The organism is Micromonospora sp. RV43 (assembly GCF_001029515.1).
GTDB lineage: Bacteria > Actinomycetota > Actinomycetes > Mycobacteriales > Micromonosporaceae > Micromonospora > Micromonospora aurantiaca.
Window position 1 is genome coordinate 1 of the sequence record NZ_LEKG01000104.1, and the last position, 25578, is coordinate 25578.

Genomic DNA, 25578 nt, shown 5'->3' on the forward strand with positions numbered 1-25578 from the left:
GGCGTCAGCTGGTGGGGTTGGGTGAGGAGGAGGTGCGGCGGCTGCGGGGCCGGGACATGGCGATGATCTTCCAGGATCCGTTGTCGGCGTTGCACCCCTACTACTCGGTGGGGAAGCAGATCGCTGAGGCGTACCGGGTGCATCATCCGAAGGCCGGCAGACGCGAGGCCCGCAGCCGGGCGGTGGACATGCTGGGCCGGGTGGGGATTCCGCAGCCGGCGCGGCGGTTCGATCAGTATCCGCATGAGTTCTCGGGTGGGATGCGGCAGCGGGCGATGATCGCGATGGCGTTGGTTAATGATCCGGATCTGCTGATCGCGGATGAGCCGACGACGGCCCTGGACGTGACGGTGCAGGCGCAGATCCTGGATCTGCTTGCCGATTTGCAGGAGGAGTTCCGGTCGGCGATCGTGTTGATCACCCATGACCTGGGTGTGGTGTCGCAGGTGGCTGATGACGTGTTGGTGATGTATGCGGGCCGGGCGGTGGAGCACGGGAGTGTGGAGCGGGTGTTGCGGGCGCCGCAGCATCCGTACACGTGGGGGTTGTTGTCGAGCGTGCCGTCGTTGCACGGTGACGCGGACGCGGACCTGTTGCCGATTCCGGGTAACCCGCCGTCGTTGATCAACCTGCCGTTGGGGTGTGCGTTTCATCCGCGGTGCCGGTGGGCCGACGTGAACGGCGACCGGTCCCGCGCCGAGGTGCCCGAGCTGCGGGAGGCCGGAGCGCCGGGTCACCTGGTCGCCTGCCATCTGTCGGCGGGGGACCGGGAGCGGATCTACCGCGACGAGGTAGCCCAGGTGGGGGTGGCCCGATGAGCACCGAGACCGAGCCGCTGCTGTCGGTACGCGGCCTGACCAAACACTTCCCCGTCCGGCAGGGCCTGCGCACCACGGGTGCGGTGCGGGCGGTGGACGGGCTGGACTTCGACGTGCGCCCCGGCGAGACCCTCGGGCTGGTGGGGGAGTCGGGGTGCGGGAAGACCACGACCGGGCGGATGCTCGTGCGGCTGTTGGAGCCCACCGCCGGGTCGATCACCTTCGCGGGGCGGGACATCACCCACGCGAAACGTGGTGAGCTGCGCGGGTTGCGGCAGGACCTGCAGATCATCTTCCAGGACCCGTACGCGTCGCTGAACCCCCGCCACACCGTCGGGCGGATCGTGGCCATGCCGTTGCAGGTCAACCGCATCACCCCACCCGGCGGCGTCAAGAAGCGGGTCCAGGAGCTGCTGGAACTCGTGGGCCTGAATCCGGAGCACTACAACAGGTATCCGCACGAGTTCTCCGGCGGGCAACGCCAGCGCATCGGCATCGCCCGCGCCCTCGCCCTCAAACCCAAACTCATCGTCGCCGACGAACCCGTCTCCGCCCTCGACGTGTCGATCCAGGCGCAGGTCATCAACCTGCTGCGCAGCCTGCAACGCGACCTGGACCTGGCGTTCGTGTTCATCGCCCACGACCTCGCCGTCGTGCGGCACTTCTGCCACCGCGTCGCCGTCATGTACCTCGGCAAGATCGTCGAGATCGGCGACCGCGACGATATCTACACGCGGCCGCAGCACCCGTACACCCGGGCGTTGCTGTCGGCGATCCCGGACGTCACCACGCTCGGGCCCGCCGGACGGATCCGTCTCACCGGAGACGTGCCCACGCCACTCAACCCGCCGTCGGGCTGCCGCTTCCGTACCCGCTGCTGGAAGGCCACCGACCGGTGCGCCACCGAAGAACCGGCGCTCGTCACCCGGGACGACGGCCGGCAGCTCGCCGCCTGCCACTACCCGGAGAGCGGACCGGTCGGCGTGCCGACCGGCGAACCCGTGGAGGTGTCCCAATGAGCCTGTCGCCGGTCGAGGGCGTCGCGCTCGCCGAGATCGAGTCGCCCGGCGAGGGCGACGAGAGCGGTAAGAAGGAGTTCGTCGGCCGGTCACCCGGCCAGCTCGCCCTCGCGCGGCTCAAGCGGGACCGCACCGCGCTGATCAGCGGCGGCCTGCTGGCGTTCTTCATGCTCGTCGCGCTCGCCGTGCCGCTCATCGAGGCGCTGTACGGGGTAGGGCCGAAGGAGCAGTTCCAGAGCCGCCTCGACGGCTACGGCATGCCGTTGGGCTACGCCGGCGGCGTGACCGGTGAGCACTGGTTCGGCCTGGAACCCGGTCTCGGCCGGGACATCTTCATCCGGATGGTGCACGGGCTGCGGACGTCGCTGTTCATCGCGTTCGCGGCGGCCGTGCTGACCGCGGTGATCGGTGTGACGCTCGGGACGCTCGCCGGTTACCTGGGCGGCTGGCTGGACACGGTGATCAACTGGATCACCGACCTGACCCTGGCCATGCCGTTCCTGATCATCGCGCTGGCCCTGATGCCGACCGTCGCGCTGCGCTTCTACGGACAGCGCGAGGCCGTGCCGGCGTACTTCCAGATCGGTGTGCTCATCGCGATCTTCGCCCTGTTCGGCTGGACCGGTACGGCCCGGCTGGTCCGGGGTCAGATCATCGCGCTGCGCGAACGCGAGTTCGTGGAGGCGGCGCGGGCCAGCGGCGCGGGCCTCGGGCACATGCTGTTCCGCCAGTTGCTGCCGAACGCCTGGGCGCCGATCCTGGTCGCCTTCTCGCTGGCGGTGCCGCAGTACATCACCAGCGAGGCCGCGTTGTCGTTCATCGGCGTCGGCCTCACCGACGAGACGCCGAGCTTCGGCCGCATGATCTACCGCAGTCTCGACTACCTGCAGACCGACCCGGCGTACGTCTTCTTCCCGGGCATCACCATCTTCGCGCTCGTGTTCGCCTTCAACCTCTTCGGTGACGCGCTGCGCGACGCGCTCGACCCGAAGTCGTCCCGGTAGGAGGCCGGCCCATGACGCGATTCTTCATCCGCCGGCTGCTGTCCGCCGCGCTCACGCTGTTCGCGGTGAGCGTGCTCAGCTTCCTGATGTTCTTCGCGCTACCCCGCGACCCGGTCACCGGCATGTGCCCGAAGAACTGCAACCCGGAGCGACTGGAGCGGGTCCGCCAGGAGCTGGGCCTGCGTGATCCGCTGATCAGCCAGTACGCCGGCTACATGAAGGGCATCTTCACCGGCCGGGACCTGGGCAGCGCCCAGGGCGGCCGGTGCGACGCCCCCTGCCTCGGCTGGTCGTACGTGTCGAACGAGGCGGTCTCGGACACCATCGCCCGGGTGCTGCCGGTGACGCTGAGCATCGTCATCCCGGCGGCGATCCTGTGGCTGCTGCTCGGCGTCGGCCTGGGCATGCTCTCGGCGCTGCGCCGGGGCAGCTGGCTGGACCGGGCGGCGATCGGCTTCTCGCTCACCGGCGCCTCGTTGCAGCTCTACTTCGTCGGCGCGGTGCTGCTCATCGTCTTCGTCTACAACCTGCGCCTGCTGCCGGTGCCCAGCTACACCTCGTTGTTCGACAATCCGTTGAAGTGGACGAGCGGGCTGGTGCTGGCGTGGGTGGCGCTGGCGTTCCTCTTCTCCGCGATCTACGCGCGACTGTCCCGGGCGCAGATGCTGGAGACGCTCTCGGAGGACTTCGTCCGGACCGCGCGGGCGAAGGGCCTGGCCAAACGCAAGGTGTACGGCCGGCACGCACTGCGCGCCGCGATCACACCGGTGGTGACCATCGCCGGTCTGGACGTGGGCGGAGCGCTGGGCGGCACGGTGATCACCGAGACGACATTCGGTCTGAACGGGATGGGGCGTACCGCTGTGGACGCGGTCCGCTCGGGCGACCTGCCGACGATCATGGCGACCGTGCTGATCGCGGCGGTCTTCGTGGTCCTGGCGAACGTGGTGGTGGACCTGCTCTACGCGGTGATCGACCCGCGGGTACGGCTCGGCTGAACCGCGACGAAATTTATCGACAACTGTTATCCAACTCGTAGCTTTTCTTCTTTACGATCCTCGGGACGTCGGCGGATGCGCTCGGCGCACGGGTGGAGGAGGTAGGACATGCGACCACGCGCAGCGGCCGCCGCTGGCGGCGCCATCGCACTGGTTGTGGCACTCGGTGCCTGCTCGGAGAACACGGGCGAAGGCACCAAGGTGGACGGCAACCGGCAGCAGACCGGGGTCATCGCGACCGACCCCAAGGACTCGCAGGGACCGGCCGCCGAGATCGACGGCGCGGCCAAGGGCGGGACGTTCACCATCATCCGGGAGACCCCCATCTCCCACCTGGACCCGCAGCGGACGTACTCGTTCGCCGGTCTGATGGCCAACCCGCTCTTCGCCCGCTACCTGACCACCTGGAAGGACGACGGCAAGGGTGGCCTGGTCCTCGTGGGTGACCTGGCCGAGACGCCGGGCAAGAACGTCAACAACGACTGCAAGGTCTGGGAATTCACCATCAAGGACGGGGTGAAGTTCGAGGACGGCAGCCCGATCACCTCGAAGGAGATCGCGTACGGCATCGCCCGCTCCTTCGACCCGGACCTCACCGGCGGCCCCACCTACATCCAGGAGTGGCTGGCCGACACCGCGCAGTACGACACCAAGTGGGACTTCAAGAAGAACAAGACGTCGCTGCCGCCGGGCCTGACCACGCCGGACGACAAGACGCTGCGCTTCGAGTTCGCCAAGCCGCGCTGCGACCTGCCGTTCGCGGTCTCGCTGCCCACCACGGCGCCGCTCAAGCCGGAGAAGGACACCGGGGTCAACCTGGACCAGAAGCCGTTCTCGTCCGGCCCGTACAAGATCGCGAAGAACCAGGTCGGGGTCCAGCTCACGCTCGACCGCAACCCGAACTGGGACGCGAAGACCGACCCGGTGCGGCACCAGTACCCGGACCAGTTCGTGTGGAGCTTCGGGCCGACCGCCGACGCCGCCAACAACCGGGTGATCGCGGACAACGGCGCCGACCAGAGCGCGCTGGCGTTCAACTCGGTGCCTGCTTCGCTCGTGGCCAAGGTCGCCGGTGACCCGGCGCTGAAGTCCCGGACGCTGCTGTCCCCGACCCCGAGCGCCAACCAGCTCGTGATCAACACCCAGCGGGTCAAGGACCTGAAGATCCGCCAGGCGCTCAACTACGCGATCGACCGCGAGGGCCTGGTCAAGGCGCTCGGCGGCCAGACCGTCGCGCAGCCGATCACCACGCTGATGCCGCCGTCGACCATCGGCTACAAGGCGTACGACGCGTACCCGGCCGGCGCAAACGGCAACGTGGAGAAGGCCAAGGAACTGCTCGGCGGCCAGACGCCCGAGCTGGTCCTCGGCGTCGCCGACAACACGACCGAGCAGGCGGAGGCGGTCCAGCTCAAGGGCAACCTGGAGCGTGCCGGCTTCAAGATCACCGTCCGGAACATCCCGGACGACGCGAAGCTGGACGAGGTCAAGAAGAAGAACAACCCCTGGGACCTGTACATCGGTAACTGGGCGGCGGACTGGCCGAGCGGCGCGTCGATCCTGCCGGTGCTCTACGACGGCCGGACCATCAAGGCCGAGGGCAACAGCAACCAGTCGTACTTCAACGACGACGCGATCAACGCCGAGATGGACCGGATCCTGGCGCTGCCGCCGTCCGAGCAGGGCCCGGAGTGGGGCAAGCTCGACGAGCGGATCATGAAGGAGCACGCTCCTGTGGTGCCGCTCTACGTGGACGTGGCGTACAACGTGCACGGCTCCAAGGCGGGCGGGGTGTTCATCTCCTCCGTGTTCGGCTACCCGAACTTCGTCAACGCGTACGTCAAGCAGTAGCCCGTAGGTGAAGGAAGGGCCCCTTGTTAACGCCTCGCGTTAACAAGGGGCCCTTCCTCTACCGCAGGCGTTAAAAGGGGGCCCTTCCTTACAAGTAGCGGCGGAGGAAGTCGAGCTCCAGCCGGAGCAGGCGCTCGGACACGCCGCCGGCGGCCAGGTGGCTCGCGCCGGTCAGCGGCAGCACCGCGTGCGGGCGGCCCGTCGCCAGCAGCGCCGCGGACAGCCGCAGCGTGTGCGCGGCCAGCACGTTGTCGTCGGCCAGGCCGTGCACCAGCAGCATCGGCCGGGCCTGCGCCGGATCGCCGAGCGGCTCTGCGGCCAGCTCGACCAGCGAGTGGTGGGCGTACACGTCCATCCCGTCGTCCGGCATGCCCAGGTAGCGCTCGCTGTACGCGGTGTCGTACAGCGCCCAGTCGGTGACCGGCGCGCCGACGATCGCGCACTTGAACAACTCCGGGTGCCGCAGCACCGCGAGCCCGGCCAGCCAGCCGCCGAACGACCAGCCGCGCACCGCCACCCGTCCCAGGTCCAGATCCGGGTGCTTGTCGGCGAGCGCGGTGAGCGCGTCCACCTGGTCGGTGAGGATCACGTCGGCGACCCGCCTGTGGATCGCCTTCTCGAACGACGGCGCGATGCCCGGCGTACCCCGGTTGTCGATGGTGACCACCGCGAAGCCCTGCTCGGCCCACCACTGCCGTTCCAGCCAGACGCTGCGGGCCGCGACCACCTCCTGGTGGCCGGGGCCGCCGTACACGTCCAGCAGCACCGGCAGCCGGGTGCCCTTGACGTGCTCGGCCGGGTAGAGCACGGCGCTGGGCAGCCGCCGGTCGGTCACCCGGACCATTGTCGGCCGCGGCGCGTACGAGCAGGTGGCGGCGAACGAGCGCAGTTCACCGACCTCGCGGTCGCCGTGCCACACCCGCCAGCGGACGCCGGCATGCTCCAGCGACGCGATGCCCACCGCCAGCGTCGACCCGCCGATCGAGGCGGTGTGCCAGCCGGGGTCGCTGCCCATCCGGCGGGCGTCCATGCCGCCGCCGATCGTGGTGCGCACCCGGTAGAGGTGACGCTGGCTCGGTTCGCCCTCGCTCGCCTCCACCAGCAGGTCGGCCGCCGCGTTCGGGCCGTTCGGCAGCCGCCCGACCACCCGCCGCACGTACAGCGACGGCGGGGTGAGCAGCGTGCCGTCGGCGAACAGGCAACGCGCGTCGTACCCGTCGTGGGCCAGCTCGCCGCCGACCAGGACCCGCCCGTCGGGCAGGTGCGCCGGGGTGCCGGGGATCGGCTCCACCCAGCGCGGGTCGGCCAGCTCGGCGTGCACCTGCGTCTCCCCGGTGCGCGGGTCCACCGCGAGCACCAGGCCGTGCTGCTGCGAGCGGCGCAGCACGGTGATCAGCGGCCCGCCCTCGGTCCAGTCCACCGAACTCAGGTACGGATAGGTCTCGCGGTCCCAGTGCACGTCGACCCAGCCGCCGTCGAGGTCGAGCAGGTGCAGGCTCACCTCCGCGTTCGGCCCACCCGCCACGGGGTACGCGAGCGACGTCGGCGGGCTCGCCGGGTCGGCCGGGTCGTGCAGGTACCAGCGTTCCAGGCGTGATTCGTCGACCCGGGCGGCCAGCACGCTGCGCCCGTCCGGCGCCCACCAGTAGCCCCGGTAGCGGTGGAACTCCTCGGCCGCGATGTGCTCGGCCAGACCCCAGGTGACGCCGCTGTCCTCACCGGCGAGCAGGTTGTCCGTACCGTCCGGCTCCACCACCCGCAACTGACCCCGGCGCACCCCCTCGGCGGCGTCGGTGACGTACGCCAGCCGCTCACCGGCCGGGTCGGGCCGCGGGTCGATCACCGGCCCGATCGCTGCCACCTCGATCACGTCGCCGTGCACCAGGTCGGCCCGGAACAGCCGCCCGGCCAGCGCGAACGCGGCGACCCGGCCGGCCGAGTCCAGCGCGTACGAGCCGATGCCGCCGGAGCTGAGCCGCAACCGCTCGCGCAGCGCCCGTTCCCCGGGAGCGAGGCGGGCCGGCTCGGCGTCCGTGCCCAGCAGCACCGCCGGGTCCGCGACCAGTCGTTCCTCGCCGCTGTCGACGTCGAGCAGCCAGAGCGCGTCGGCCGGGTCCTCCGGTCCCGCGGAACGCAGGAAGATCACCCGGGCGCCGTCGCCCGCGACGGTGACGGCGCGCGGCGCCCCGTGGCTGAACCGACGGGTACGGGCGGCCAGCTCGGGAAAGTCCACGCCTGCAGAGTAGGCGGGCGCCGGAGGTGATGTGGCCGACCTGGGCGGACGCATCACCGTCGAGCGGGCAGGACCGCCGGTTAGAGTGACGGGCGTGACGACCCTGCCCGACCGACGCCTTCTGCTGGTCCACGCGCATCCCGACGACGAGTCGATCGGCACCGGCGCGACGATGGCGCACTACGCCGCCACCGGTGCCCACGTCACGCTCGTGACCTGCACGCTGGGCGAGGAGGGCGAGATCCACGTCCCGGCCCTGGCGCAGCTCTGCGCGGCCGAGGCGGACCAGCTCGGCGGCTACCGGATCGGCGAGCTGGCGGCCGCCTGCGCCGCGCTCGGCGTGACCGACCACCGGTTCCTCGGCGGGGCGGGCCGCTACCGTGACTCCGGCATGATGGGCCTGGCCACCAACGAGCACCCCCGGGCGTTCTGGCAGGCCGACCTGAACACCGCCGCCGGGTACCTGGTGGAGGTCATCCGCGAGGTCCGTCCCCAGGTTCTCGTCACGTACGACCCGGACGGCTTCTACGGCCACCCCGACCACATCCAGGCGCACCGGGTGGCGATGCGGGCGGTGGAGCTGGCCGCGGCCGAGGGGATCGCCCCGGCGAAGGTCTACTGGACGGCCATGCCGCGCAGCGTCCTCGACGCCGGCCTGGAGACGTTCACCGAGTCCTCGGACAATCCGTTCGCCGGCATCGAGAGCGCCGACGAGCTGCCGTTCGGCACGCCGGACGCGGAGATCGCCGCCCGGATCGACGGCACCGACCAGCACGCCGCCAAGGAGGCGGCGATGCGCGCCCACGCCACCCAGATCCCGGCGAACTCCTGGCTCTACTCGATCGCCGGCAACTTCGGCGGCGAGTTCATGGGCGTCGAATACTTCACGCTCGCGGTCGGCGAGAAGGGGCCGGGCGCCGGCCCGTACGGCTGGGAGGACGACCTCTTCGCCGGGATCGCCCTGGACGGTACGCAGCGGTCCCCGGTCGCGGCGGCCGGTCTCCGGTGACGCTGCCGGCCGTACCCGTGTCGACCCTTCCCGAGCAGCCGCCGACGGCCGCGACGCCGAGCCCGGCGGAGCGGGTGCTCGACCGCGCGCTGCGGGTGGCCGGCGGCGTCGTGACGGTCTGGGCCGGCGTCCTGCTGGCGCTGCTCGACCTGATCTTCGCGACCTGGGCCTGGGAGACCGTGCAGGGCCGCTCCGGCGGGCTGCGGGCGCTTCTCGGTGTCGGCCTGGTGGCTGCCGGCGTCGTCGCGGTGGTGGCGACCACTGTGCTGCTGGGCCGGTTCGCCCACCGGTCGACGGGTACGCGCTGGGCGGTGGCGCTCGGCGCGCTGCCGTGGTTCCTGGTGATCGTGGTGGGGGGTTTCCGGACCGTCGAGGGCGATCTGGCGCTCGCCGGTGACAACGTGCTCGGCCTCGCGTTGATCGTGGCCGGCGCGGTCACGTTCGCGGTGCTGGGCTTCCGGCACCTGGTGACGCCGCCCGACGCACGGTGAGGTGCTGACGCCGCACAGCTCGCGGTGGTAGACATTCCTGCCAGGAGGCCCGCCGAGGGAGCGGGCGGTACGGCGGGAGGCGTGCGATGGGTCAGCGGTGGCGTGCGGTAGGCGTGCTGGCGGCCGCGTTGTTCGGGGTGAACGTGGTGGCCCGGCTGGTCATCAAACTCGCGTTCCCGGACGACGACACCGCCTCCGGCCGCGTCTCGCTCGCCATGTTCCTGGTCATCGGCCTGATCCTGGCGGGCACCGCGTTCCGGTGGGGCGCCGACCGGCCGCTGGGCCGCTGGGCCGGCGACCTGGCCGCCGCGGTCGCGGTCGCGCTGGCGCTCACCGTGTTCGTCGGTCCGCTGCTGGTCGGGGAGAACCCGTTCGGCGGCGGCGCGGGCCTGTTCTTCGCCCAGATCTGGCTCTATCTCGCGGCCACCGCGGCGGGCGTGCTGGTCGGCTACCTGATCCTGACCGCGCTGGGCCGGGACTACCGGTCCCGCCAGCTCAAGCGGTACGCCGAGATGAAGCGCACCCGGCCCCGCAGGATCGTCCGGCGCTGACCGGAGCGCCGCTCAGGCCGCCGGGGCGACCCGGGTCAGGTAGGTGTGGTGGGTGGTGAAGCCGAGCCCGCGGTAGAGCGCCACAGCGCCGCTGTTGCTCTGTTCGACCTGGAGGAACGCGTGGGTGGCGCCCTCGGCGGCGCCCCAGCCGGCCAGGGCGCGTACGACAGTGGCGGCGAGCCCTCGACGGCGTGCCTCCGGCACCGTCTCCAGCAGGCTGACGCCGAGCCAGCGGCCTGCGCCGGTCACCGTGCCCCGCCCGACCGCGAGCAGCCGGCCGTCCTCGCGCAGTTCGGCGAAGCGGACCCGGGGCGTCCCGGTGAGCACCTGCCGGGCGGCGTCCGGCAGCCCGCCCTTGCGGCCTGCGGCGATCGCCAGCCAGTCGTCGGCGGGCGCGTCCGTCAGCGTCACCGGCGGCACATCGGCGGGGGCGTCGGCGGGCAGCGGGGTGGAGGTCGGCAGCGGAACAGCGGGCGGCACGGTCAGGGTGTGCAGCGGGACGGTCTGGACCAGCACCGGGGGCCGGGACGTCCAGCCGCGTGCGTCCAGCTCCGCGCCGACCGGGGCGGCCAGCGGCAGCGGGGTGTTCACCAGGGCGGATCCGCCGCGCTCGGCGTACCAGCGCTGCACCGCGTCCAGCGCGGCGGGCAGCGGGCGGTCCGGGTCGCCGACGGGTAGCGCGCTGTTCGCCCGCCCGGTCCAGCCGTCGGCCCAGCGCAGCCGCCAGTCGCCGAGCCGTCCGCGTACCGGTGCGGGCCAGGCCTCGTCGGCGGCCAGCTCCAGCGCGACCACGGCGGCGGCGGTGGGCCGCCGGGCCGGTGGCACCCGCTTTGCCCGGTGCACCTCGGCCACCGGTACGCGCAGCGGCCCGGCGTCGGTGGACAGAGTGATGTGGGTCTCGCTCAGCTCCACGAGCTCGCCGAGCGCGTCGGAGAACAGCGTGCGGCCCTCGCGAATCCCCACAATCCGGCGGACCACGATCCGGTGTCCCACGTCCTGCTGTCGGAGCACGATCGACCCCCTCCCCGGCGAGATACTAGGCTCTTACCGTTGCGGTTGATCGCGACGAGTCTTGCGGAGGAGAAGACCGGTGACCTACATCATCGCCGAGCCGTGCGTGGATGTGCTCGACAAGGCATGCATCGAGGAGTGCCCGGTCGACTGCATCTACGAGGGCAACCGGATGCTCTACATCCACCCCGACGAGTGCGTCGACTGTGGTGCCTGTGAGCCGGTCTGCCCGGTGGAAGCGATCTTCTACGAGGACGACGTCCCGGAGCAGTGGAAGGACTACACCGGGGCCAACTACGAGTTCTTCGAGGACCTGGGCTCGCCCGGTGGCGCCTCGAAGATCGGCAAGGTGGAGAAGGACGCCACCTTCGTCGCCGCGCAGCCGCCGCGCGGCGAGGGCCACTGAACCGGCGCACGCCGGTCTCGGCACGGCTGCCCGACTTCACCTGGGACACCCTGGACGCCGCGGCCGCCACGGCCGCGGCGCACCCGGACGGTCTCATCAACCTGTCGATGGGCACGCCGGTCGACCCGGTGCCAGACCTGATCCGGCAGGCCCTGGCCGACGCGTCCAACGCACCGGGCTACCCGCTGACCGCCGGTACGCCCGCCCTGCGGAACGCGATCGCGGGCTGGGTCGCGCGGGCCTGCGGCGCGGGCGTCGACGGCCTGGGTGTGCTGCCGACGATCGGCTCCAAGGAGCTGGTGGCCGGGCTGCCCACCCTGCTCGGGCTCGGCCCCGGTGACGTGGTCGTGGTGCCGTCGGTGGCCTACCCGACCTACGAGGACGGGGCCCGGCTGGCCGGCGCGACGACGGTACGCACCGACTCGCTGACCGCGCTGGGCCCGGATCCCCGGGTCCGCCTGGTCTGGGTCAACTCGCCGGGCAACCCGACCGGCCGCGTGCTGCCCGCCGCCCACCTGCGCAAGGTGGTCGAGTGGGCGCGTGAGCGCGGTGCGGTGGTCGCCAGCGACGAGTGCTACCTGCCGCTGGGCTGGGACGCCGAGCCCGTCTCGGTGCTCTCGCCCGAGGTGTGCGGTGGCTCGTACGACAGTGTGCTGGCGGTGCACTCGCTGTCCAAGCGCTCCAACCTGGCCGGCTACCGGGCCGGGTTCGTCGCGGGCGATCCGGCGCTGGTGGCCGAGCTGCTCAAGATCCGTAAGCACGCGGGCCTGATCGTGCCCGCCCCGGTGCAGGCCGCCATGGTGGCCGCGCTCGGCGACCAGGAGCACGCCGACGCCCAGCGCGAGCGCTACCGCGTCCGGCGGGAGAAGCTGCGCGAGGCGTTCACCGCCGCGGGTTTCACAGTCGAGCACTCGGAGGCCGGGCTCTACCTCTGGCTCACCCGGGACGAGGACTGCTGGGAGACCGTGGACCGGCTGGCCCGCCGGGGCATCCTGGTGGCCGCCGGTGTCTTCTACGGCCCGGCCGGCGCCCGGCACGTCCGGGTGGCCCTCACCGAGTCCGACGAGCACGTGGACGCGGTGGCCGGGCGGCTCGCCGGGGCCTGACGTGGCGGGCGGGCTGGCGCGGGCAGCGGTGGTCGGCACCGGGCTGATCGGCGGTTCGGTGCTGCTGCGGCTGCGCGACGCCGGGCTCGACGTCGCCGGCTGGGATCCCGATCCGGCGGCCCGCCGGCAGGTACGCGACCGGGGCGTCGACGCGCCCGACACGGTCGAGGAGGCGGTCACCGGCCGGGACGTGGTGTTCCTCTGCGGCCCGCTGCCCACGCTGCCGACGACACTGGCCCGGGTCGCCGCCGTGACCGACGACGACTGCGTGCTCACCGACGTGGGCAGCGTCAAGGCCGAGGTGAGCACCGCCGCCACCGTTCAGGGGCTCGGGCACCGCTTCGTGCCGGGCCATCCGATGGCCGGCGCGGACCGGGCCGGCGCGGCCGCGGCCGGTCCGGACCTGCTCGACGGCGCCGCCTGGGTGCTCTGCCCGGGGCCGACCGGCCTGGGCGCGTTCCGGCGGCTGGCAGTGCTGCTGGTGGACGTCTTCCACGCCCGGGTGGTGCCCATGTCCGCCCCGGAGCACGACGGCGCTGCCGCGCTCGCCTCGCACGTACCGCACGTGCTGGCGGGCGCGCTGGCCGGCACCGTGCACCGGTCGGCGTTGCGGGACGCGGTGCTGACGCTCGCCGCCGGCAGCTTCTCCGACGGCACCCGGGTCGCCGGCGGGCCGCCCGAGCGGACCGCGAACATGCTGCTCGGCAACCGGGACCGCGTGCTCGCCGAGCTGGACGCGCTCGGCGCGTTCCTGACCGAGCTGACCGAGGCGCTGCGCGCCGGCGACGCCGGTGCGCTGGCCGACCGGTTCGCCGAGGGGCGGGACGTCCGCTCCACGCTGCGGGCACGCGTGTTCAGCGCGCACCGGCGGGAGTTCCCGGCGGCCGCCGACCACGCGGGCGAGCTGGCGTACCTGCGGGAGCTGGGCGCGGCGGGCGGCCACCTGAGCGAGGTGCGGGAGGCGGCCGGCGCGGTCACCTACATGGGGCACCTGCCGGCCACCCCGCCGTTAGGCTGAGCGGCATGGCTGACGCACCGGTCGTGGCGGTACGCGGTGAGGCGTACCGGGAGGTGGCTCCCGAGCTGGCCCGGTTCACCGTGACAGCGGTGGCGCGCGACCGGGACCGGGAGACCACACTGACCCGGCTGGCCGAACGGGCCGCCGCGGTGCGCGCGTTGCTCGACGCGGCCGGGCCCGTGGTGGAGCGCCGGGAGACCGGCCAGGTCCACGTCTGGCCGGTGACGAAGCGCGCCGGCGAGCGGGTGGTGGCCTACCAGGGCAGCGTGAGCACCACAGTGACGACCACCGACTTCACCGCGCTCGGTGACCTGATGCTCCGCCTGGCCGACCAGGAGCAGGTCGAGGTGGCCGGGCCGGTGTGGTCGCTGCGTCCGGACAGCCCGGCCTACCGGGAGGCGCGGCAGGCCGCGATCGCCGACGCGCTGGTCCGGGCCCGGGAGTACGCCGAGGCGCTCGGCGCCCAGGTGATCGCGTTGCGCGAGCTGTCCGACACCGGGATGAGCGCCGGGCCGCCGATGATGATGGTCGGGGCGGCGTACTCGCGCTCCGGCGAGCCGGAGCGCGAGCTGGAGCTGGACCCGGCGCCGCAGCCGGTGCAGGCGGCGGTCGAGGCGCGGTTCACCATCAGCGAGCCGGTGCTGGGCTGATGCCACAGGCGGAGGTGCTCGGGCTCGACGAACTCGTCGCCCGGGCGCGGGCCCTGGCCGAGGACGGCCCGCGTCAGCTGCTCGGCATCGCGGGCGCGCCCGGCGCGGGCAAGTCCACGCTGGCGGAACGGATCGTGGCCGCGCTCGGCCCGGTCGCCCGGCTGGTCCCGATGGACGGGTTCCACCTGGCCGGGTCGGCGCTGGCGCGGCTCGGCCGGGCCGACCGCAAGGGCGCGCCGGACACGTTCGACGTCAACGGCTTCGTCTCCACGCTACGCCGGTTGCGCCGGGTGGAACCGACGTCGGTGTGGGCGCCGGAGTTCCGCCGCGACCTGGAAGAACCGGTCGCCGGGGCGATCGAGGTGCCGCCCGAGGTGCGCCTGGTGGTCACCGAGGGCAACTACCTGCTGCTGCGGGACGACCCGTGGGAGGAGGTGCGCACGCTCGTACACCAGATCTGGTTCCTGGACCTGGACGCGGAGCTGCGGCTGCGCCGGCTCACCGCGCGCCACGAGGCGTACGGGAAGTCGCCGGAGCAGGCCCGCGCGTGGGCTCTGGGCAGCGACGAGGAGAACGCCCGGCGGGTCGCGGGCACGGCCGGGCACGCCGACCTGGTGGTACGCCTGGCCGACCCGCCGCAGGCGTGACGCCGGGCCGGGGCGCCGGTCCGTCGCGGGCGGGAGGCCGGGCGAGGTCAGCCGGTCCGCTGCCGGGGTGACGGCACGGTGCGGCGCAGCAGCCGGGACACCACCGCCCGCTCGCGGGTGAACTCCACCGCCTCCGGATAACCGCTGTGGCTGCGGATGGGCGGGTCGGCCACCTCGCCGCCGGACGGGTGCAGCGCCTCCGGGTCGGCCACCGGCACGTCCCGCTGACCGGCGCTGACCTGCCAGCCCAGCGGGTCGGTGTCCCGCCAGAAGTTCGTCCAGGCCACGTGCCCGCCGGGCCAGGTGAGCGCGCCGGCCAGCGCCCGCAGCCGTTCCGGCCCGAAGTAGGACGGGAAGACCCGCCCGTAGAGCCGGGTGAGCTGGCAGCCGTAGGAGAAGAACCAGGTCCGTCGCCGCCACCGGCGGGGCAGTTGCAGCAGCACCGCGGCGCAGATGACGGTGCCCTGGCTGTGCCCGGAGAGGATGACGCCGTCCATCCGGTCGCCGTGGTGCGGCGGCAGCGCCAGCAGGCCCGCCACCCGGGTCTGGAGTTCCGGTACGGCCCGTTCGGCGTAGCTGGGCGGCGCGAGCGGATGCGCGGCCCGGGGCCAGAACGTGCACACGTCCCAGATCACGCCGACCGAGCGGCGTACCGAGTCGGTGCGGTAGACGAGCAGCCCGAGCGCCGCCATCACCACCGGCAGCCAGCCGAGGACGGTGTCGCCGCGCTCGGCGGTCCAGTGGATGGCGGTCTGCCAGCCGGACGGGGACAGCGGGCTGGGCCGTTCGCCGGACAGCGCGGCGGCGCAGCAGAGGGTGACAAGGATCGCGCAGAACGCGGCGTAGCAGCCCACGAGCCGCACCGCGTGCTCGCCGACCAGCCGGTGCAGTGCCCGGTAGGTGCTGACGTCGCGGCAGCGCCGCAGGTCGTGCGCAGACAGACCGGGCGTGGCGGCCAGCCCGGCGTACTCGACCCGGCGCAGCCGGTGCAGCAGGACGACGGCCCGGACCAGCAGCCCGATCAGCGCGGCCAGGCCGATTGCGCAGGCCAGCCCGGCCCAGAAGACGGCCAGTGGCGGCACGACCCGGCTCGGGCCGCTCGGCTCGGCCGACGCGTCGAGCCGGTCGCTGACCCAGTAGAGCAGCCCGGCGCAGTACGCCACCGCCATCATCCAGCCGAACCCGGCGATGACCGCCGGGGCGCAGCCATGCCAGGCGAGATCGGTGTACGCGCCGAGCGGCTGGGTCGGCACCGCCGGCCGCAGACGGGGCAGGAACAGTCCGGCGGCGGCCAGCGCGACGGCCGGGCCGACGAGCATCCAGGTGTGCAGCTCGTCCGGCGCGGCGGGCAGCACGGGCAGGCCGCGTTCGATCCATGTCGCGCCGAGCGGCAGCAGCAGCATCCCGGTGGCGGGTCCGATCAGCGCCCGGCGGCCGGAGCGGTTCGCCGCGGCGATGGCGAGCAGCAACAGCACCTGGTACGCGACGAGCCAGGCGATCGCGGTGTCGTACCCGGGCAGTGACCGGTCGGCGCGACAGCCGGCGGTGCCCGGTTGCGCCGCGCACCCGTCCGGCGGCCGGTACGCCGACAGCGGCTGCCCGGCCGTCCCGTCGGGGAGCAGCAGCAGGACGAACGCCCCGACCAGTCCGAGCGCGGTGAGCGTCGCGACCGCCGCGCTCCACCGGCCGAGCGGGGTGGCGCCCTGCCGTCGGCTCAGCCAGGGACGGGCGACCGCTACCACGGCGATCACCACCACGGCGGCGAGCAGCGCCACAGTGGGCCAGGCGACGGCGGCCCGTACGCCGCGCGGCGGATCCATGATCAGCACCGCGGCGACCGGTACGGCTGCGGCGCTGACGGCGCCGGTGCACAGGTGCAGCACGGCGGCCCGGCGCAGTTGCCCTTCCCCGTTCCAGAACGTCGGGTCCTGGAGCGGGTTCTGCGGGGGCTCGCGCGGGTTCGGTCGTTCGACCGGCTCACCATCCTCCCGGGCCGGCGCGTGGTGGTGCGGGTCGGCGGGCATCTGCGCCTCGTACTGGTAGGTGCGGAAGGCGACGAGCCCGATCGCGGCCAGCACGAGCAGCGGCAGCAGCAGCCCCAGCGCGAGCGCCCGGGTGCCCTCGCGCCACCAGGAGTCGCCGAGGAACTCCCACGGGCCGGGGAGCCGGCCGAGGCAGGCCGCGTCCACGCACTGCCAGCCGACCAGGTCCACTCCGACGCCGGTCACTGTGACGACGAGCGTGCAGGTCAGGCTCAGGCAGAACAGGCGGATCAACCAGGCGGTGATGCCGGACCGGCTGGCCCAGCGTTCCTGGTCCGGGTCGGGCGGGATGCCGGCGCGGGCGTGCAGCGCGACGTTCGCCAGCGCGAAAGGGAGCATCAGCGTCCACAGCGCCCGTTCCACGTCCCGCCGGGTCCGCGCGCCGGAGGTCAACTGCCCCCAACTGTACGCCTCGACCGTGATCGGGTCGTCCCGGCCGGCGGTGCTGGACCGGTAGAAGCCGGTGGTCTGACCGCCGGCGACCAGTGTTGGTTGCGCACCGTCACCGTTGACACCGGCGGTCAGGCCGAGCAGCTGATCCGGCGGGGTGTTGGAGACCCCGTGCACCCGCAGTTCGAGGACCCGTTCCATTGTGCCTCCCGGTAAACGCACTACTACCCAGAGTGCGTGACCGGACAGGAATCCGCATCCGCTGGAGCGGTTGTTCCCGCAGCTCAGGACGGTTGATCCAGGCTCCTGATCGGGCGAGCGGGGTTACCCACCGCCACCACGTTGGCCGGTAGGTCGCGGGTGACCACCGCGCCGGCGCCGACCACCGTGTTCTCGCCGATGGTCACCCCGGCCAGCACGATCACGCCCCCGCCGAGCCAGACGTTGTCACCGATGGTGATGGGCTGGGCCGACTCCCACTTGGCCCGGCGCGCCTCCGGCTCCACCGGGTGGGTGGCGGTGAGCAGCTGCACGTTCGGTCCGATCTGGACGTCCGCGCCGATGGTGATGCGGGCGACGTCGAGGAGGACCGCGTTGAAGTTGACGAAGGTGCGCGGGCCGATGTGCGTCTGGAAGCCGTAGTCGCAGTACAGCGGCGGCCGGACCCAGGCGTCGTCGCCGAGCGAGCCGAGCAGTTCGCGCAGCGCGGCGAGGCGGCCCGCCGGGTCGTCGGCGGAGCTGCGGTTGAAGCGTTCGCCGAGCCGGGCCGCGCGCTCAAGATCGGCGATGATCGCGGGGTCGTCGGCTATGTACTGCTCGCCGGCCAGCATCCGGTCCTTCATGGAGGTCATTGCTCGATCGTCCCGGCCCGCCCGGGACCGGGTCGGCGGTTCCGTCGGATCGGCGACTTCCCGATGCATACGCGGTATGCAATCCTGATACCCGCGTCGATGTGTCTCTCATCGATGAAACGTCCGACGAAGGAGGAAGGTTGCTCCGGAACCGCAGAAAGATGACGGCGCTCGGCCTCGGCCTGGCGCTGGCGCTCGGCCTGCCGGTGCCCGCGCTGGCCGCCGCGCCCACCGCGCCGACCGGCCCGTCCGCCCCTGCCGGCCCGTCCGCCCAGCCCGGCGCCGGCCCGGTCACCGTCACCCTGATCACCGGCGACCGGGTCACAGTCGCCCCCGGCGGCCGTGCCGCGGTACGCCCCGGCGCCGGCCGCGCCGGCATCCAGTTCCTGGTCGGGCGGGAGCGCGACCGGCTCACCGTGATGCCGCAGGACGCGCTCCCGCTGGTCCGCGCCGGCAAGCTCGACCGGCGCCTGTTCGACGTGAGCGGGCTGATCGAGGCCGGGTACGACGACGCGCGGCGCGGCAGCGTACCGCTGCTCGTGACGTACCGGCCGGGGGTGGCCCGGCGGACGGCGGCCCCGCTCGCCGGCGCGCGGGTGACCCGCGACCTGCCGGCGATCACCGGCGCGGCCGTCGTCGCCGACAAGGGCGACACCGGCGCGCTCTGGAAGGCGGTGAGCGCCGACCGCTCCGGGGCCCGGCTCGACGCGGCGGGGGGTGTCGACCGGATCTGGCTCGACGGCCGGCGGCGGCTGACTCTCGACCACAGCGTGCCGCAGATCGGCGCGCCGACCGCCTGGGCCGCCGGCTGGACCGGTAAGGGCGTGCGGGTCGCGGTGCTCGACACCGGCGTCGACCTCAGCCACCCGGACCTGGCCGGCAAGGTCGCCGAGTCGCGCAACTTCACCGAGGAGGCGGACCCGGACGACATCGTCGGGCACGGCACGCACGTGGCCTCCACCATCGCCGGCAGCGGCGCCGCCTCGGGCGGGAAGTACCGGGGCGTGGCGCCGGACGCCACGCTGCTGTCCGGGAAGGTCTGTGAGGTCTACGGCTGCACCGAGTCGGCCATCCTGGCCGGCATGCAGTGGGCCGCGGCCGAGCAGCACGCCACTGTGGTCAACATGAGCCTCAGCGGCGGCGACACCCCGGAGGTGGACCCGCTGGAGCAGGCGGTCGGTACGCTCACCGAGCAGCACGGGACGCTGTTCGTGATCTCCGCCGGCAACGACGGCGCCGACGGTTCGGTCGGCTCGCCGGCCACCGCCGACGCCGCGCTCGCGGTCGGTGCGGTGGACCGGGACGACGTGCTCGCCGACTTCTCCAGCCGCGGTCCCCGGGTCGGCGACGGGGCGATCAAGCCGGACATCACCGCGCCGGGTGTGGAGATCGTGGCCGCGCGGGCCACGCACGGCCAGATCGGCGACCCGGTGGGGGACCGGTACGCCTCGCTGTCCGGCACGTCGATGGCCGCCCCGCACGTGGCCGGCGCGGTCGCGCTGCTCGCCCAGCAGCACCCCGGCTGGACGCCCGAGCGCTACAAGGCGACGCTGATGGCCTCGGCGAAGCCGCACCCGGAGCAGACCGCGTTCCAGCAGGGTGCGGGCCGGGTCGACGTCGCCCGCGCGATCACCCAGCAGGTGACGAGCGAGCCGGCGTCCGTCTCGTTCGGCGTGGCGGCCTGGCCGCACACCGACGACAAGCCGGTCAGCCGGACCGTCACCTACCGCAACGGCGGGGCCGCCCCGCTCACGCTGGACCTGAGCACCGAGTTCACCGGACCGGGCGGCCGGCCCGCGCCGGCCGGCATGCTCACCCTCAGCACCTCGCGACTCACCGTTCCCGCGGGCGGCAGCGCCCAGGTGACAGTGGTGATTGACACCCGGCTCGGCGGCGCCGACGGCTACTGGACCGGCCGCCTGCTCGCCCGCGCCGGCGACGCGGTGGTGGTGACCCCGCTCGCTGTCGACCGCGAGGTGGAGAGCTACGACCTGACCGTGACCCACCGCAACCGCTCCGGTGCCCTGACCGACGGCTACTACACCGTCCTGCTCGGGCTCGACGACAGCACCTACCGGGACGTCTACGGCGCCGGCGGCGAGACCCGGATCCGGGTGCCGAAGGGCCGGTACGGCGTACAGAGCCTGATCTTCGTCGACGGTGACCAGGGCTGGTCGGAGGTCTCCTTCCTCGCCCAGCCGGAACTGGTGGTCGCCGGGAACCAGCGGCTCGCGCTGGACGCCCGGCGGGCGAAGCCGATCCGCACCACGGTGCCGCAGCGCGGCGCGGCGCCACTGCTGATCGACCTCACAGCGGCCTGGGGATTCGGCGACTACTACAACAGCTTCGGGCTGTGGACCGACAGGTTCGAGGGCCTCTACTCGGCCCAGATCGGCCGTACCGTCTCCGACAAGGTCTTCGTCGGCGCGCTCGCCAGCCAGTGGGCCGAGCCGACAGCGCCCGAGCGCAGCCCGTACTTCTACGGCCTGAACGACCTGTTCCCGGGCCGGTTCCCGACCGGCTTCGTCCGGCACTACCGGCCGGCCGACCTGGCCACCGTCACGAACCGGTTCGCCGCCGGCTACGCCGGGATGGACAACGAACTGGTCGTCTACGCGGAGCGCGACTACAACATGGGCGGCTCGGCGATCGTCCTGCCCGTCCAGGTGCCGGGCAAGCGGATCGACCACCTCAGCGTCACCCGGACCCGCTGGAGCGCCGAGCTGGCCTTCGGTGAGCGGGCCGAGGAGGGCTGGCTGGAGCCGCGGGCGGCGCTGGAACGAGTGCCGACCCGCTACCGGGCCGGGCACAGCTACCGCGACGAGTGGAACAAGGCCCCGTTCGGCCCGTCGTTCCCGCAGCCGCAGTGGCCGGAGCAGGGCATCACCCGTACCGGCGACACCGTCATCGTCTCGCTGCCGGTGCACAGCGACGCGGCCGGGCACCCGGGCGGCTCGCTCAACGACACCGAGCACACCCGGCTCTACCGCAACGGCAAGCTGGTCGACGAGTCGCCCTACCCGGGTTACGGCGAGTTCACAGTGCCGCCGGGAACGGCGAACTACCGGCTGGAGACCAGTGCGACGCGCGGCTTCACCGACCTGAGCACCGAGGTCTCGGCGAGCTGGACGTTCCGCTCCAAGCGGGTACCGGGCGACGTGCCGGCCCGGCTGCCGGCCATGGCGGTCCGGTTCACGCCGCCGCTGGCGGCGGACAGCTCGGCCCCGGCGGGCCGGACGTTCACCGTGCCGGTGACGGTGCAGCGTCAGCCCGGCGCGCCGTCCGGCCGGGTCGTGGCGCTCACCGTCGACGTCTCCTACGACGGTGGCAAGACCTGGCAGAAGGCGGCGCTGAAGAAGCAGGGCGGGGCGTGGACGGCCACCGTCCGGCACCCGGCCGGCCCGGGGCACGCGTCGCTGCGGGCCACCGCCCGTGACGACGCCGGCAACACCGTGACCCAGCGGATCATCCAGGCGTACCGCCTGCGGTGAGCCGGCCGTCCGGGTCCGCACGGCGGTCGCCGTCGCGGACCCGGACGGGGGTACGGCTCAGTCGTTGGCGTGCAGCGCGGCGTTGAGCGCGATGCCCTGGCCGGTGCGGGGCTTCGCCTCCAGCGCGCCGGTCACCGAGTTGCGCCAGAACAGCAGCCCGTCGACGCCGGACAGCTCGCGGGCCTTGACCGTCCGGCCGTCCGGCAGGGTGATCTTCGAGGCGGCGGTGATGTAGCAGCCGGCCTCCACCACGCAGTCGTCGCCGAGCGTGATGCCGACACCGGCGTTCGCGCCGACCAGGCTCCGCTCACCGATGCGCACCTTCTCGGTCCCGCCGCCGGAGAGCGTGCCCATGATCGAGGCGCCGCCGCCGATGTCGGAACCGTCGCCGACAACCACACCCTGCACGATGCGGCCCTCGACCATCGAGGTGCCGAGCGTGCCGGCGTTGAAGTTGACGAAGCCCTCGTGCATCACGGTGGTGCCGGACGACAGGTACGCGCCCAGCCGGACCCGGTCCGCGTCCGCGATCCGCACCCCCGACGGCACCACGTAGTCGGTCATCCGGGGGAACTTGTCCACCCCGTACACGGACAGGTGGCGGCCGGCGGCCCGCTCGATGACACGCAGCTCGTCCACCCGCTCCGGCGGGCACGGCCCGGCCGACGTCCAGGCCACGTTCGCCAGCTTGCCGAAGATGCCGTCGAGGTTCAGCTCGTTTGGCCGCACCAGGCGGTGGGAGAGCAGGTGCAACCGCAGGTACGCGTCGGCGGCGTCCTTGATCGGGTCGTCCAGCGAGCCGATCACAGTGGTCACCTCGACAGTGCGCAATCCGGGCAGCGCCCGCTCCCCGATCGCGCCCGGAGGCAGGTCGAGCACGTCGGCCCGGTCCTCGCCGGGCACCAGAGGCAGCTCGCCCAGACCCAGCTTGCCGGTCGGGTACCAGGTGTCGAGCACCTGGTCCTGCGCGGTGACGGTGGCCAGGCCGATGCCCCAGGCGGATGGTGCGGACGTCACTGTGTCACCTCTCGTTCCGGCGGCGGCGTCCGCCGCTGCTCGCGGCCGGGGGCGCGGCACGTGTTCCTCGCGCCCACCGAGGATGACGGTACCGTGCGAGACATGCAGAACCCGTTGACCCCCGAGGTCCTGGCCGATCCGGTGGCGCTGACCCGCGCCCTGGTCGACATCGAGTCGGTATCCCTCAACGAGAAGGCCATCGCCGACTGCGTCGAGGAGGTGCTGCGCGGTGTGCCGCACCTGACCACCTACCGGCACTCGAACACCGTCATGGCCCGGACCGACCTGGGTCGGGCGCAGCGCGTGGTGCTCGCCGGCCATCTGGACACCGTTCCGCTCAACGGCAACTTCCCCTCGACCATGCGTGGCGACCTGATGTACGGCTGCGGCACCTCCGACATGAAGTCCGGGGTCGCCTTCGCGCTGCACCTGGCGGTGACGCTGCCCGACCCGCGCTACGACGTCACGTACTTCTTCTACGAGGCGGAGGAGATCGAGTCGAAGTACAACGGCCTCACCCTGGTCGCGCAGAGCCACCCCGAGTGGCTGGAGGCCGACTTCGCGGTGCTGCTGGAGCCGACGTACGGGATCGTCGAGGCGGGCTGCCAGGGCACCATGCGGGCGGTGGTCACCACGCACGGCGAGCGGGCCCACGCGGCGCGCTCCTGGCACGGCGTCAACGCCATCCACGGCGCGAGCGAGGTGCTGCGGCGGCTGACCACGTACGAGGCCCGCCGGGTGACGATCGAGGGCTGCGACTACCGCGAGGGTCTCAACGCGGTGCGGATCACCGGCGGGGTGGCCGGCAACGTCATCCCGGACCGCTGCGAGATCGAGATCAACTACCGGTACGCCCCGGACCGCGACCCGGCGGGCGCCGAGGCGCACCTGCGCGAGGTCTTCGCCGGCTTCGAGCTGGAGGTCACCGACGCGGCGGCCGGTGCGCCGCCCGGACTGGAGAGCCCGGCGGCGCAGGAGTTCCTGGCGGCGGTCGGTGCGGCGCCGATCGGCAAGCTGGGCTGGACGGACGTGGCGCGGTTCGCGGCCATGGGCATTCCGGCGCTGAACTTCGGCCCCGGCGACCCGAACCTGGCGCACCACAAGGACGAGCACGTCGAACTGACCAAGATCCGGGACGGCGCGGCGACGCTGCACCGCTGGCTGGCCCCGGCCTGACGCGCTGCGATCCCGGGGTCCGCGCCCGCCTCGCGGACCCCGGGACCGTCAGACGGTCGTCGTCAGGGGTGCTTCCGCCTCGCCGGTCTCGCCGGTCAGGTCGGACCGGTGGGTCTCCATCATCCGGGCGCGGCGGCGCTCGGCCACCACGTCACGGATCCGCCGCTGCATCTGACGGCGGATCCGGATCATCTCGCTGTTACTGATCAACGCTGGCTCCTCCCCCGAAGGCGCGTCGCCCGGGGTATACCGGGTATGTGAATAGTAAGACGTACGTGCGACCGAATTAGTTGCCCGGATCCCAAAGATTTCTTCGGCTCCCGGGCCTGCGCGCCCCGCCGGAGCCGCTCTACTACGGTGACCCCATGGGCGAGAGCAGCGGAATGTCGGCCGGGCACGGCCAGCGGGGGGAGCGGCACCGGGGAGAACGGCACCGCGGCGCGGTGACGCTGCGCAACCGGGCGATTCCGACGAGTACGGCCGACCAGCGGCTGCTCGACTCCCGGGGACGCAGCGACTGGAAGACCAAGGACGCCTGGCGCGCGCTGCGGATCCTGTCCGAGTTCGTCGAGGGCTTCGACACCCTCGCCGACCTGCCCCCGGCGGTGAGCGTGTTCGGCTCCGCCCGCAGCAAGCCGGACAGCCCCGAGTGCCGGATGGCCGAGGAACTGGGCGGCGCGCTGGCCCGGGCCGGGTACGCGGTGATCACCGGCGGCGGTCCCGGCGTGATGGAGGCCGCCAACCGGGGCGCAGGCGAGGCCGGTGGCCTCTCCGTCGGGCTCGGCATCGAGCTGCCGTTCGAACAGGGCCTCAACGACTGGGTCGACCTGGCCATCGACTTCCGCTACTTCTTCGCCCGCAAGACCATGTTCGTCAAGTACGCCCAGGCGTTCGTGGTGCTGCCCGGCGGCTTCGGCACCCTGGACGAGCTGTTCGAGGCGCTCACCCTGGTGCAGACCGGCAAGGTGACCCGCTTCCCGGTCGTGCTGATGGGCACCGACTACTGGCAGGGCCTGCTCGACTGGCTGCGCGGCACCATGGCCACCGAGGGCAAGATCGGCCCGGCCGACCTCGACCTGATCCGCCTCACCGACGACGTCAACGAGGCGGTCCGGCACATCGTGGAGGCCGAGGCGGTGCTCTCCGCCGAGCAGGAAGCCGTCCGCGAGGAGGCGGTCGCCCGGGTGGCCGCCGACCAACGCGCGGCCGCCGAGGCCGCCCCCGAGGGCCCGGCGGGACGGAGCTGACCCGTGGCCAACGTCTGTGTCTTCTGCGCGTCCTCCCGTACCCTCGACGCCCGCTGGCTGGCGCTCGCCATCGAGACCGGTGAGGAACTGGCCCGGCGCGGCCACACGCTGGTCAGCGGCGGCGGCTGCGTCGGGATGATGGGCGCCGTGGTGCAGGGCGCGCGGGCGGCCGGCGGTCGCACCGTCGGCGTCATCCCGCAGTCCCTGGTCGACCTGGAGGTCGCCGACCTGGACTCCGACGAGCTGCTGGTCACCGACAGCCTGGCCAGCCGCAAGACGCTGATGGACGAGAAGTCCGACGCGTTCGTGGCGCTGCCCGGCGGGCTCGGCACGCTCGACGAGCTGTTCGAGGTCTGGACCACAGCCACCCTGGCCCTGCACGCCAAGCCGATGGTGATCGTCGACGTGGACGGCTTCTACCGGCCGCTGCTCGACTGGATCCGCGGGCTCGGTGAGCAGCGGTTCCTCAAGCCGGCCGCGCTGGACCTGCTGCTGGTCGCCGACAGCGTCCCCGCCGCCCTGGACCTGATAGACACCCGCCTGACCTGACCC

The 25578-nt window shown here is 72.8% G+C and carries 23 protein-coding genes; 17 read left to right on the forward strand and 6 right to left on the reverse strand.

All coding sequences use genetic code 11. The features are described 5' to 3' along the window. The 5 genes from ABD52_RS23155 to ABD52_RS23175 form a co-directional block, all read left to right on the forward strand. Positions 1–818, forward strand: an 818-nt coding sequence (locus ABD52_RS23155) for an ABC transporter ATP-binding protein (RefSeq protein ID WP_047893215.1), incomplete at its 5' end; no start/stop codon positions are given. After that, complete coding sequence (locus ABD52_RS23160; RefSeq protein WP_047893216.1) at positions 815–1837, forward strand: ABC transporter ATP-binding protein; 1023 nt, start codon at positions 815–817, stop codon at positions 1835–1837. The genes ABD52_RS23155 and ABD52_RS23160, both read left to right, overlap by 4 nt. Then, entirely contained in the window at positions 1834–2841 is a 1008-nt protein-coding gene (locus ABD52_RS23165; protein WP_047893217.1) for an ABC transporter permease, read from the forward strand. Before ABD52_RS23160 ends, ABD52_RS23165 begins: the two co-directional genes overlap by 4 nt. 11 nt (positions 2842–2852) lie before the next feature. After that, a complete protein-coding gene (locus ABD52_RS23170) occupies positions 2853–3839 on the forward strand; it encodes an ABC transporter permease (RefSeq protein WP_047893218.1) in 987 nt (328 codons plus the stop codon). Positions 3840–3947: 108 nt separating this feature from the next. Next, a complete protein-coding gene (locus ABD52_RS23175) occupies positions 3948–5690 on the forward strand; it encodes an ABC transporter substrate-binding protein (RefSeq protein WP_013288441.1) in 1743 nt (580 codons plus the stop codon). Between the two features lie 88 nt (positions 5691–5778). Here ABD52_RS23175 and ABD52_RS23180 read toward each other — a convergent pair whose 3' ends face one another. Continuing rightward, positions 5779–7923, reverse strand: a complete 2145-nt coding sequence (locus tag ABD52_RS23180; RefSeq protein ID WP_013288440.1) for a prolyl oligopeptidase family serine peptidase — start codon at positions 7921–7923, stop codon at positions 5779–5781. A gap of 85 nt (positions 7924–8008) precedes the next feature. On the opposite strand from ABD52_RS23180, the gene mshB reads away from it, so the two are divergent. The 3 genes from mshB to ABD52_RS23195 all read left to right on the forward strand — a co-directional run bounded on the left by mshB (position 8009) and on the right by ABD52_RS23195 (position 9974). Further along, positions 8009–8932: an N-acetyl-1-D-myo-inositol-2-amino-2-deoxy-alpha-D-glucopyranoside deacetylase gene (gene mshB, locus ABD52_RS23185; protein WP_200905228.1), complete on the forward strand. Its 924-nt coding sequence runs from the start codon at positions 8009–8011 to the stop codon at positions 8930–8932. Further along, positions 8929–9423, forward strand: coding sequence for a hypothetical protein (locus ABD52_RS23190; RefSeq protein ID WP_013288438.1), 495 nt, complete (start codon positions 8929–8931; stop codon positions 9421–9423). Before mshB ends, ABD52_RS23190 begins: the two co-directional genes overlap by 4 nt. 86 nt (positions 9424–9509) lie before the next feature. Continuing rightward, positions 9510–9974, forward strand: coding sequence for a hypothetical protein (locus ABD52_RS23195; RefSeq protein ID WP_013288437.1), 465 nt, complete (start codon positions 9510–9512; stop codon positions 9972–9974). A gap of 12 nt (positions 9975–9986) precedes the next feature. Here the strand turns inward: ABD52_RS23195 and ABD52_RS23200 are convergent, their stop codons facing one another. Then, complete coding sequence (locus ABD52_RS23200) at positions 9987–10985, reverse strand: GNAT family N-acetyltransferase (RefSeq protein WP_047893220.1); 999 nt, start codon at positions 10983–10985, stop codon at positions 9987–9989. A 79-nt stretch (positions 10986–11064) separates the two neighbouring features. On the opposite strand from ABD52_RS23200, the gene fdxA reads away from it, so the two are divergent. From fdxA to ABD52_RS23225, 5 genes are read left to right on the forward strand one after another with little or no spacing between them, the layout of a single operon-like run. Continuing rightward, the gene (gene fdxA, locus ABD52_RS23205) at positions 11065–11391 is read left to right on the forward strand and encodes a ferredoxin (RefSeq protein WP_007464872.1); all 327 of its coding nucleotides are present in this window, start codon (positions 11065–11067) and stop codon (positions 11389–11391) included. Continuing rightward, on the forward strand, positions 11388–12497 hold the full coding sequence (gene dapC, locus ABD52_RS23210) for a succinyldiaminopimelate transaminase (RefSeq protein ID WP_013288435.1): 1110 nt from the start codon (positions 11388–11390) through the stop codon (positions 12495–12497). Before fdxA ends, dapC begins: the two co-directional genes overlap by 4 nt. A 1-nt stretch (position 12498) precedes the next feature. Then, a complete protein-coding gene (locus ABD52_RS23215; protein ID WP_013288434.1) occupies positions 12499–13515 on the forward strand; it encodes a prephenate dehydrogenase/arogenate dehydrogenase family protein in 1017 nt (338 codons plus the stop codon). 5 nt (positions 13516–13520) lie between these two features. Beyond that, positions 13521–14165 carry an SIMPL domain-containing protein gene (locus ABD52_RS23220; RefSeq protein WP_013288433.1) on the forward strand — a complete coding sequence of 215 codons (645 nt, stop codon included), beginning with the start codon at positions 13521–13523 and terminating at the stop codon, positions 14163–14165. Further along, complete coding sequence (locus tag ABD52_RS23225; RefSeq protein ID WP_030273846.1) at positions 14165–14812, forward strand: nucleoside/nucleotide kinase family protein; 648 nt, start codon at positions 14165–14167, stop codon at positions 14810–14812. The genes ABD52_RS23220 and ABD52_RS23225 overlap by 1 nt, the downstream gene beginning before the upstream one ends. Positions 14813–14859: 47 nt before the next feature. Here ABD52_RS23225 and ABD52_RS23230 read toward each other — a convergent pair whose 3' ends face one another. After that, positions 14860–17445, reverse strand: coding sequence for a hypothetical protein (locus ABD52_RS23230; protein WP_047893221.1), 2586 nt, complete (start codon positions 17443–17445; stop codon positions 14860–14862). 83 nt (positions 17446–17528) lie between these two features. Beyond that, entirely contained in the window at positions 17529–18095 is a 567-nt protein-coding gene (locus ABD52_RS23235; protein WP_047893222.1) for a sugar O-acetyltransferase, read from the reverse strand. A gap of 140 nt (positions 18096–18235) precedes the next feature. On the opposite strand from ABD52_RS23235, the gene ABD52_RS23240 reads away from it, so the two are divergent. Further along, the gene (locus tag ABD52_RS23240) at positions 18236–21586 is read left to right on the forward strand and encodes a S8 family serine peptidase (protein ID WP_047893223.1); all 3351 of its coding nucleotides are present in this window, start codon (positions 18236–18238) and stop codon (positions 21584–21586) included. A 57-nt stretch (positions 21587–21643) separates the two neighbouring features. Here ABD52_RS23240 and dapD read toward each other — a convergent pair whose 3' ends face one another. After that, complete coding sequence (dapD, locus tag ABD52_RS23245; protein WP_013288428.1) at positions 21644–22603, reverse strand: 2,3,4,5-tetrahydropyridine-2,6-dicarboxylate N-succinyltransferase; 960 nt, start codon at positions 22601–22603, stop codon at positions 21644–21646. Between the two features lie 102 nt (positions 22604–22705). On the opposite strand from dapD, the gene dapE reads away from it, so the two are divergent. After that, positions 22706–23779 (forward strand): succinyl-diaminopimelate desuccinylase, encoded by a 1074-nt coding sequence (dapE, locus tag ABD52_RS23250; RefSeq protein WP_030273854.1) that lies wholly within the window; start codon positions 22706–22708, stop codon positions 23777–23779. Between the two features lie 48 nt (positions 23780–23827). Here dapE and ABD52_RS40280 read toward each other — a convergent pair whose 3' ends face one another. After that, positions 23828–23989, reverse strand: a complete 162-nt coding sequence (locus tag ABD52_RS40280; RefSeq protein ID WP_013288426.1) for a hypothetical protein — start codon at positions 23987–23989, stop codon at positions 23828–23830. A gap of 155 nt (positions 23990–24144) precedes the next feature. On the opposite strand from ABD52_RS40280, the gene ABD52_RS23255 reads away from it, so the two are divergent. Further along, positions 24145–25026, forward strand: a complete 882-nt coding sequence (locus ABD52_RS23255) for a TIGR00730 family Rossman fold protein (RefSeq protein ID WP_041799115.1) — start codon at positions 24145–24147, stop codon at positions 25024–25026. Between the two features lie 3 nt (positions 25027–25029). Beyond that, the gene (locus ABD52_RS23260) at positions 25030–25575 is read left to right on the forward strand and encodes a TIGR00730 family Rossman fold protein (RefSeq protein ID WP_047893224.1); all 546 of its coding nucleotides are present in this window, start codon (positions 25030–25032) and stop codon (positions 25573–25575) included. The last annotated feature ends 3 nt before the right edge of the window (positions 25576–25578 follow it).